Here is a 9,333-nt window from a genome sequence, read left to right on the forward strand (position 1 = left end):
CCGCAATGAACAAGATGCGCGAAGTGCCATTCTGCCCTGTCCACTGCCTTGATAACCTTCTAAGTAAAGCGGATAACATTTGAGTGATCGAGAAACCGGGGCGCCTGTGACAGACCAATCAAGCCAAGCGGCGGCAACGCCACCTGCTGCCCGGCCCGGTGCCATGATCTTTATTCTGGCGACCGTTGTGCTCGATATGCTGTCCATCGGCCTCATTGTGCCAATCATGCCAAGGCTGGTTGAAACCTATTTCTCAGACGTGACGAGCGCCGCCCACGCCTTTGGCTGGTCCATGACCATGTGGGCCACCCTGCAGTTTTTCATGTCGCCCATTCTGGGCGCGCTGTCAGACCAATATGGACGCAGACCCATCATTCTTTTGTCCTGTGTCGGCTTGGGTGTTTCCTATTTCGCCACTGCCTTAGCGCCAACTTTCTTGGCCTTTTTAGCCGCGCGCGTGATTTCAGGGGCAACGGCTGGCAATATCTCCGCCGCGAATGCCTATGTGGCCGATGTGACGCCTCCTGCAGGGCGGGCCAAGGCATTTGGGATGTTGGGTGCGGCGTTTGGCGTCGGCTTTACTTTTGGCCCTGCCATGGGTGGCCTGCTAGGGGCGATTGATGTCCGCTTGCCGCTTTATGTTGCGGGCGGCCTCTGCTTCCTCAATGCGGCATATGGCTATTTTGTTTTGCCCGAATCCCACAAGCTGGAGAATCGCAGCCCATTTAAATGGCGTAAGGCCAATCCGATTGGGGCCTTGGCCGTGTTTAAGGGCCAGCCCATGCTCTACGCTCTGATCCCCGTGTATGGCCTGTTTGCGTTGGCGCAGAATGTGTTTCCCTCAAGCTTTGTTCTGTATGCAGAACATCGCTATCATTTTGACACCATCACGACCGGTGCGACGATGGCTGCCTCCTCAACGCTCATGATCTTAGCCCAGCTCTTCATCGTTCAACGAGTGGTCGGACGCTTGGGTGAGCGGCGCTCTCTGATGATTGCGCTCTTCTTCGGGATGAGTGGCTTTGCTCTCTATGGTTTGGCCCCGACACCCATTCTGTTTTGGTGCTCCATGCCCGTCATGACACTGTGGGCGCTTTTCAACCCTTCGGTTCAAAGCTTGATGACGCAGCGGGTCTCAGCCAGCGCGCAGGGCCAGTTGCAGGGAGGCCTTGCGTCTCTCATGTCCATGATGGGGATTTTTGCGCCGACCCTTTATACAAGCCTGTTCGCACTGGGCGTGGCCAAGCAATTGCCCGGCGGCCTCGACTTGCCGGGGGCACCTTTCCTGACGGCTTCCCTGTTTCTTGCCACTGCCTTGATAATCGCAATCTTTGCCGTCCGCCGCAGCCCTGGCAGCGGCAAGCCCCAGTAAGGTGACAGAAGGCATGCCTCACATAAAGGTTACAACAGGTTTGGCAAAGCAAGCTACCATCGTCACAGGCCCGTCATGGGAACGTCCTAGCAAGAGGGCGAATTGAGCGAACAAGCCGTCAAGGGAGTACATGATGGGACAGCGTAGTTTAGTGGCAGCCAGTCTTTTGGCCCTAGTGAGCCTTGCGACCCCGGCGCTCGCCCATCCAAACCATGCAGCTGCGACACCGACCCTCGCCCCGTGGCAGCAAGCCTCAGCTTGGCCCGACCGCATCATCACGACATTTGAAACCGACCCGACAACCAGTTTCGCGGTGACTTGGCGGACCGATGCCAGAGTCACCCAAGCGGTCGCTGAAATCGTGCGCGCGACACCCGATGCCCGTTTTGATCTGGGTGCTACACGCAAAGCGGCGGACTCTGAGCCCCTCGACCTTGAGACCATTAAAACCGCTGGGCAAGAGTTGAAGATGACGTGGAATGCAGGTCTGGCACCCGTCACCTATCATTCCATCAATTTTGACGGGCTAGAGCCTGACACACTTTACGCCTATCGCGTTGGCGGTGGGGACGGCAAGTGGAGTGAGTGGTTCCAAGTCCGCACCGCGCCTAAATCTGGACCCATCAAGTTTCTCTACGTCGGCGACGCGCAAAATGGCGTTCTCTCGCATTGGTCGCGCCTGATCCGTGCCGGCTATCAAAAAATGCCAGATGCGCGCTTCATCATTCACGCCGGTGACTTGGTCAATCGCGGCTCACGCGATATCGAATGGGCAGAATGGTTTAAGGCCGTCGGCTTTATCCATGGCATGATCCCCGCCATCCCGGTTTCGGGAAACCATGAGTATGACAGCTTTGGCATTATTCCGGCGCAACGGCGGCTTTTGTCTGCTCTGTGGCGGCCGCAATTCCGTCTAAGCTCGGTAGAGAGCCTGCCCGCGACTTTGCGCGAGACGGTGTATAAGGTCGCCTACGGCCCAGACCTCGACATCTTCGTGCTGGACACGACCTCAGAAGATTTGGCCGCCCAAGCTTCTTGGCTGGATCAGGCCCTGTCCCAATCCAAAGCCAAATGGCGCATTGTGACCATGCACCATCCGATTTTCTCCTCAGGCGAAGGGCGCGACAATCTCTCGCGGCGCAATCTCCTCTTGCCGATCTTTGCCAAACATAAAGTCGATTTGATCCTACAAGGCCATGACCATACCTATGCGCGTGGCACGATTGCCGAAACCGATCCACAGCGACCCGAGCGCTCGGTTGTTGGTGGTGCAGAAGATGTTGCGATGATGTTTGTCAATTCGGTTTCAGGACCGAAGCAATACAAGTTCAAATCCTCAAGATGGGACGAATACGCACCGTCAGGCGTAAGACTGGATCGGTTTGGCGAAGGCACACAATTCTTCCAAACCATCGAGATCAATGGTGGTGCCCTTCAGTACCGCGCCTATGCCGCGACCGGCGAACTCTATGACAGCTTTGATATGAGCAAGGACGCCGCGGGCAAAAAGCAGGTGACCAAGGGTCCGGTTGCGACCATGGAGCAGCGCACCTATGGCCCTAATTTTCCCTATCGCGACTTCAAAGACCCCCAATAACGAGGTCCTTTGGGCCAAGTGGGCCTAAAATCCGATTCGGACAACTTGGATAATCAAGGTCCACGCGATGAGCGAGAAGACCACAGCAATGGCAAAGCCAATGGGGCGCAAATCCCTCATGGAGTCGTCATCTTCATGGATTTGCGCCGCAAACTCCATTTCCAACCGCTCTTGAATGGATTGCACGGGCGAAGGAACATGAGCGGGGTCTCGCTTAAAGCGTGCAGAATTTTCAGCCGTTACCAGAACCGCGTCCTGCACCTGTGTTTCCACTTGGTTATGGACTGATTCCAAATTAATTGCTTGAGCCTCTGACGCGTCGCGCAGACTCTTTGGTTTTGCCTTGGCCATCCCCAACCATCTCCCCTAGGCAATGGTCTATAACCCGCGCGTATTTCCGCGCACTTAAGCCGATTAGATAAATTTGAGACATTCATGAATAACGGCCGCGCCAAGAGTTCAGCTAGCCAAAAGCCTGTCAGTTTAAATGCATAAATCTTGTCGCAAACATCAGGTAAATAGCTGGCACTGAAATTGCTTCTGATACGGTAGACGTCACTTTTCAGGACATTGTGGCGGTCAAAAATTGCATCGGTTACCTCACACTCAGGCTCAATGCCTGCCGAGGTGTCCGGTTTTGTTATAGGTTGAGTAGATGCGCGTTACGATGATTGGTTCGGGCTATGTAGGCCTAGTTTCAGGTGCCTGTTTCGCAGACTTTGGTCACGATGTGACTTGCGTTGACAAGGATTCAACGAAGATCGATCAGCTTAACCGAGGTGTCATGCCTATTTTTGAACCTAGGCTCGATCATTTGGTCGCGCGCAACGTTGAGGCAGACCGACTGCGCTTTACCGTCGACGCGTCACAAGCAATCTCAAACTCTGATGCCGTATTCATTGGCGTTGGCACACCTGCACGCGCTACTGATGGCCATGCGGACTTATCCTATGTCTATGCAGCAGCAGCAGAGATTGCGGACTTAATCGAAGGTTTCACCGTCATCGTGACAAAGTCGACAGTCCCGGTTGGGACGGGTGATGCGGTCGAGGCGATTATTCGCAAGCGGCGACCTGATGCGCAATTTACCGTGGTTTCAAATCCCGAATTCTTGCGCGAAGGCGCGGCCATCCGCGACTTCCAAGAACCAGATCGTGTTGTGATCGGCGGTGCCGATGACCCACGCGCGCGCCAGATCATGCTGGATCTGTATCGTCCGCTTATGGCACAGGAAACGCCAATCCTGTTTACCTCACGCCGCACGTCAGAGCTGACCAAATATGCCGCCAACGCGTTCTTGGCGATGAAGATCACGTTCATCAACGAAATCGCCAACTTGTGTGAGCGGGTTGAAGCCGATGTTCAAGAAGTTTCCTTGGGCATTGGTTTGGACGAGCGAATCGGCAAGCGCTTTTTGCAGGCAGGCCCTGGTTATGGCGGCTCCTGCTTCCCAAAAGACACGCTGGCTCTAATGCGGACTGCCCGCGAGGCAGGCGCACCTGTTGAACTGATCGAGGCGACGGTTCGCATCAATGACGCCCGTAAACAGGCTATGGCGGATAAGATCGTCCAAGCCATGGGCGGTGTTGTGCAAGGCAAGACCATCGCCGTTCTGGGGCTGACTTTTAAGCCCAATACGGATGATATGCGCGACGCGCCATCTCTCGACATCATTCCCGCACTACAAGCTGAAGGCGCGCGAATTCGGGCCTTTGATCCTGAGGGCATGCACGAGGCACAGCGCCACTTCCGAAACATTGACTATGCGACCAGTGCCACTGACGCCATTCAAGGTGCTGACGCGTTAGTAATCCTTACCGAATGGGACGAGTTTAAAACGATTGAACTCGGCAAGTTAAAAATGATGCTTTCTGCTCCAATTGTAGTCGACTTGAGGAACATGTTCAGCATTGCTGAAATGAACAGATACGGAATTCGCTATTTTGGTGTAGGAAGGCCGCAGAACTCCCGCCAGATTTCAAACATTAAGGATCTACACGATGTATCATGCTAATAAACGCGTTCTGGTCACTGGCGGAGCAGGCTTTTTAGGTTCGCATCTGTGTGAGCGTCTTTTGGAAAGCGGTGCAGAAGTTATCTGTGTGGATAACTTCTTTACCGGCACCCGTCGGAACGTAGAGCATTTGATTGGTCATAAGCGCTTTGAATTGGTGCGTCACGACGTCTGTTTCCCGCTGTTTGTTGAGGTCGATGAGATCTACAATCTCGCGTGCCCGGCTTCGCCGATCCACTACCAGCATGACCCTGTGCAGACGACCAAAACCAGCGTGCATGGCGCAATCAATATGTTGGGTTTGGCCAAGCGTGTTCGGGCTAAAATCTTCCAGGCCTCCACATCAGAAGTCTATGGGGACCCAAGCGTCCACCCACAGCCCGAGGAATATTGGGGCAATGTGAACCCAATTGGTCCGCGCTCTTGCTATGATGAGGGCAAGCGTTGCGCCGAGACCCTATTCTTTGACTATAACCGGCAGCACAAGGTGCGCATCAAGGTTGCGCGTATTTTCAACACCTATGGCCCCCGCATGCATCCCAATGATGGCCGCGTGGTGTCCAACTTCATCGTCCAAGCGCTGCAGAACCAAGACATCTCGGTTTATGGAGCTGGCGAGCAGACCCGTTCCTTCTGCTATGTCGACGATTTGGTTGCCGGCTTCATGAAACTGATGGCGACAGGTGATGACGTCATTGGTCCGATCAATCTGGGCAATCCTGGTGAGTTCACCATTCGCCAATTGGCAGAACTGGTGATTGAACTGACCGGCTCGAGATCGCGCATCGTGGAATTCCCCTTGCCACAGGACGATCCAAAGCAGCGCCGCCCAGTTATCGAGAAAGCAAAAGCTCAACTCGGCTGGGAGCCAAAAGTCCATTTGCGCGAAGGCTTGGGCAAAACAATCGCCTATTTCGATCAGTTGCTAAAAGAAAATGATCGCAGCCCTGCCGTGGCAGCCTCCGAGTAGCATTTGGTCAAAGGCCCGCTGGATCTGCCGCTCGGTCCTCAAAGGACGCGGCGGCGGCTCTAAACCAAACTTAAATGGTCCACGCTGCAGGCCTCGAACCCGGCAGCGACGCGATCAACAAGACCAACATGTGAGTAAAAACGATGTCAGTGCGTAAAAGAGCTCTAATCACCGGTATTACCGGCCAAGACGGCGCCTATTTGGCCGAATTATTGTTGGGTAAAGGCTATGAAGTCCATGGCCTGAAACGGCGCTCGTCGTCCTTTAATACCGCTCGGATTGATCAAATCTACCAAGATCCTCATGAAGAAGATATTCGCCTGAAACTGCATTATGGCGACATGACGGATTCAACGAATTTGATCCGCATCGTCCAAGAAGTTCAGCCTGACGAAATCTATAATCTGGCGGCACAGAGCCATGTGCAAGTCAGTTTTGAGACTCCCGAATACACTGCCAATGCCGACGCAGTTGGCACGTTGCGCTTACTCGAAGCCATCCGCATTCTCGGAATGGAAAAAGCCACGCGCTTCTATCAAGCCTCGACCTCTGAGCTTTATGGCCTGGTCCAAGCCGTTCCGCAAAGCGAAACGACCCCTTTCTATCCACGCTCGCCCTATGGTGTGGCCAAGCTCTATGCCTATTGGATCACCGTCAATTATCGCGAAGCCTATGGCATTCACGCGTCTAATGGCATCTTATTCAACCATGAGAGCCCACTGCGGGGTGAAACCTTCGTAACGCGCAAAATCACCCGCGCCGTAGCGGCAATCGCCCAAGGCCTGCAAGAACGCTTATACTTGGGCAATCTCGATGCTGAGCGCGATTGGGGGCATGCACGCGATTATGTCGAAGGCATGTGGCGCATTGTTCAACACGAAGTCGGGGATGATTTCGTCTTGGCAACGGGTGAAAAGCGCTCGGTGCGCGAGTTTGTGAATTTGGCTTTCAAAGAAGTTGGCATTGAAGTCGCTTGGGAAGGCTCAGGCGTCGAGGAAATTGGCCGCGATGTGAAGACCGGCAAGACTTTGGTTGCTGTCGATCCACGTTACTTCCGCCCTACAGAAGTCGACTTGCTTTTGGGCGATGCGGCCAAGGCCAAGCGCTTGTTGGGCTGGGCCCCACAGACCAGCTTTGCGCAAATGGTCACAGAAATGGTCAAAAGCGATTTCGGTTTGGTTGCTCGTGAAGCCTCGCATCGCCGGCTCGATGAGGACTTTGGCAACGTCGCCCGTTGACCCGCGGGGCGCGGAAGGCGCCCGACCTGTCAGGCCAATTTGATCGGCTGTGTATGGAGATCGATCCCATGTTGATTTCAGTAGTCATGGTGACGTGGAATTCCGCTGCCACGGTGCGCCACACGATGGACAGCTTTTTTGCCCAGAATTATGGGCCAAAAGAGTTGGTAATTGTAGATGGTGGCTCTCGCGATGAGACAATGGAAATTGTCAAATCCTACCCACAAGCGAATATAACTTGGATTTCCGAGCCCGATAACGGCATGTATGATGCTTTGAACAAGGGGTTCCAGCTGGCGTCAGGTGACGCGCTCGGGGTACTCAATTCAGATGATACCTATCACACGCCTTTCAGCTTGGAAGCGATCAGTCGCGGCCTGATGCAGGCGGATACTGTCCACGGCCACCTCAATTTCGTCACCGATCATGACAGCAAAACCGTCTCCCGGAGATGGCGCGGGCAGCCACGGCCAAAACAAGGCTTCAAAGCAGGCTGGATGCCTGGGCACCCCACCTTCTATGCGCAGCGGCATGTAGTGGAGAAAGTGGGGCTCTTTGACTTGGCGCTAGAGACTTCCTCTGATTATGACTGGATGCTGCGCGCCCTCGAGGTGCATGGGTTCAGCACACATCTCATTGAGGAAGTTCTGATTGATATGCAGCAAGGAGGGCGCAGCACATCTGGTCTTGCCTCCTATTTGCACCATAATCTCGAAGCCTTGCGTGCGCGACAGAAATGGCTCAAAGTCGGATTGATTGACTATGCTTTGTTTGCCAAGCCGCTGCGCAAAGTTGGCCAATTCTTAGCAGCAAAGCCTACAAGCCTGTGAGACGGCAAACTGGCCGCTATGGCTGGACCACTTCGACTCAATTTCTGAGCGATAGTCCGACGGCCATTCCATAACCGCATGTCAATCACATGATAACACGCAATCTGAGGACCCCATGAAACCATCTCCAGTCTTTGATTTGAACGGCAAGAAAGTCTGGGTTGCTGGGCATCGCGGTATGGTCGGCGGCGCATTGATGCGACGCTTAGGTTCTGAAGGGTGCAATCTCGTCACAATTGGTCGCGATCAAGTGGACCTTGTCCGGCAGAATGCTGTCGAGACTTGGTTAGAAGCAGAAAAGCCCGACTGTATTTTCTTAGCCGCAGCTAAAGTTGGTGGGATCCAAGCTAACAACACCCGGCCGGCCGAATTTCTCTATGAAAATATGATGATTGAAGCCAACATCATCCATGCGGCTTATCAGGTCGGCGTGAAAAAGCTGATCTTCCTTGGCTCTACGTGCATTTATCCCAAGATGGCCCCGCAACCGATCCCGGAGAGTGCCCTCCTCACAGGGCCGTTAGAGCCCACTAATGAGTGGTATGCGATCGCCAAGATCGCGGGGATCAAGCTTTGTCAGGCCTATCGCCGCCAATATGGCTGCGATTTCATTGCCGCTCAACCGACCAATCTCTATGGCCCAGGTGACAATTATGACTTGGAATCAAGTCATGTCTTGCCAGCCCTTTTGCGAAAGGCGCATGAAGCAAAATTGCGCGGCGCTTCGGAGCTTGTCGTCTGGGGCAGCGGCAGCCCGCGGCGTGAGTTTCTTCATGTAGATGATTTGGCCGACGCAGTGGTTCATCTTGCCAAGATGTATAGCGACGAAGAGCATGTCAATGTTGGCTCTGGCGCGGAAGTGACGATAAAAGAGCTAGCCGAACTTGTCTGCGAAACTGTCGGTTATCAAGGTGCGTTGCGGTTTGATGTATCAAAACCGGACGGCACACCTCGGAAGCTTTCCGATGTCTCAAAACTGCATGGTTTGGGTTGGAACCACGCACGATCCCTGCGCGATGGCTTGAACCAAACCTACGCGGCGGCGTTTGCGGAAAAATAGAGCAAGTACTTATCTGGCATTCATTGATGTAAAAGTGACGCAAATTACCCCTATTAGGCGTCCACAGCAGACCCATGAGTTAATTGAGTTTAGAGTGGCATAATCTTTGCTGCTCTCGTCATGCAGCGCCTATGGCAATGCCTCCAAATACCTGACTTTTACAATAATCGCGTGTGTTGGGTATGAAGAGGTGTGAGAGGATGAGGGGACGGATGTTGAGTTTAGATAGGATGGAAGGGCTGTATGCTGAGG

8 protein-coding genes are annotated in these 9,333 nt (G+C 53.8%); 7 read left to right on the plus strand and 1 reads right to left on the minus strand.

Annotated features, from left to right (window positions below; all coding sequences use genetic code 11):
* Positions 1-106 precede the first annotated feature (106 nt).
* Positions 107-1,372, plus strand: a complete 1,266-nt coding sequence (locus tag ACOVRA_RS02375; RefSeq protein WP_298231062.1) for a TCR/Tet family MFS transporter — start codon at positions 107-109, stop codon at positions 1,370-1,372.
* Between the two features lie 130 nt (positions 1,373-1,502).
* Complete coding sequence (locus ACOVRA_RS02380; protein ID WP_421718896.1) at positions 1,503-2,969, plus strand: metallophosphoesterase; 1,467 nt, start codon at positions 1,503-1,505, stop codon at positions 2,967-2,969.
* 24 nt (positions 2,970-2,993) lie between these two features.
* Here ACOVRA_RS02380 and ACOVRA_RS02385 read toward each other — a convergent pair whose 3' ends face one another.
* Positions 2,994-3,320, minus strand: a complete 327-nt coding sequence (locus tag ACOVRA_RS02385; RefSeq protein WP_298231060.1) for a hypothetical protein — start codon at positions 3,318-3,320, stop codon at positions 2,994-2,996.
* Between the two features lie 304 nt (positions 3,321-3,624).
* Here ACOVRA_RS02385 and ACOVRA_RS02390 point away from each other — a divergent pair, with 304 nt between their 5' ends.
* The 5 genes from ACOVRA_RS02390 (at position 3,625) to fcl (ending at position 9,081) form a co-directional block, all read left to right on the plus strand.
* Positions 3,625-4,983 (plus strand): UDP-glucose dehydrogenase family protein, encoded by a 1,359-nt coding sequence (locus ACOVRA_RS02390; protein WP_421718897.1) that lies wholly within the window; start codon positions 3,625-3,627, stop codon positions 4,981-4,983.
* Positions 4,970-5,953 (plus strand): UDP-glucuronic acid decarboxylase family protein, encoded by a 984-nt coding sequence (locus ACOVRA_RS02395; RefSeq protein ID WP_421718898.1) that lies wholly within the window; start codon positions 4,970-4,972, stop codon positions 5,951-5,953. The genes ACOVRA_RS02390 and ACOVRA_RS02395 overlap by 14 nt, the downstream gene beginning before the upstream one ends.
* A 143-nt stretch (positions 5,954-6,096) precedes the next feature.
* Positions 6,097-7,191: a GDP-mannose 4,6-dehydratase gene (gene gmd / locus ACOVRA_RS02400; protein WP_421718899.1), complete on the plus strand. Its 1,095-nt coding sequence runs from the start codon at positions 6,097-6,099 to the stop codon at positions 7,189-7,191.
* A 68-nt stretch (positions 7,192-7,259) separates the two neighbouring features.
* Positions 7,260-8,021, plus strand: a complete 762-nt coding sequence (locus tag ACOVRA_RS02405) for a glycosyltransferase family 2 protein (RefSeq protein WP_421718900.1) — start codon at positions 7,260-7,262, stop codon at positions 8,019-8,021.
* Between the two features lie 115 nt (positions 8,022-8,136).
* Positions 8,137-9,081, plus strand: a complete 945-nt coding sequence (gene fcl / locus ACOVRA_RS02410; protein WP_421718901.1) for a GDP-L-fucose synthase — start codon at positions 8,137-8,139, stop codon at positions 9,079-9,081.
* The last annotated feature ends 252 nt before the right edge of the window (positions 9,082-9,333 follow it).

Source organism: Aquidulcibacter sp. (assembly GCF_049239865.1).
Classification (GTDB): Bacteria; Pseudomonadota; Alphaproteobacteria; order Caulobacterales; family Aquidulcibacteraceae; genus Aquidulcibacter.

Bases quoted from the DNA above. Each gene is read 5' to 3' on its own strand.
- ACOVRA_RS02390 (WP_421718897.1), top strand. From the start codon at position 3,625: ATGCGCGTTACGATGATTGGTTCGGGCTATGTAGGCCTAGTTTCAGGT.
- gmd (WP_421718899.1), top strand. From the start codon at position 6,097: ATGTCAGTGCGTAAAAGAGCTCTAATCACCGGTATTACCGGCCAAGAC.
- ACOVRA_RS02380 (WP_421718896.1), top strand. From the start codon at position 1,503: ATGATGGGACAGCGTAGTTTAGTGGCAGCCAGTCTTTTGGCCCTAGTG.
- ACOVRA_RS02395 (WP_421718898.1), top strand. From the start codon at position 4,970: ATGTATCATGCTAATAAACGCGTTCTGGTCACTGGCGGAGCAGGCTTT.
- ACOVRA_RS02385 (WP_298231060.1), bottom strand. From the start codon at position 3,320: ATGGCCAAGGCAAAACCAAAGAGTCTGCGCGACGCGTCAGAGGCTCAA.
- fcl (WP_421718901.1), top strand. From the start codon at position 8,137: ATGAAACCATCTCCAGTCTTTGATTTGAACGGCAAGAAAGTCTGGGTT.
- ACOVRA_RS02405 (WP_421718900.1), top strand. From the start codon at position 7,260: ATGTTGATTTCAGTAGTCATGGTGACGTGGAATTCCGCTGCCACGGTG.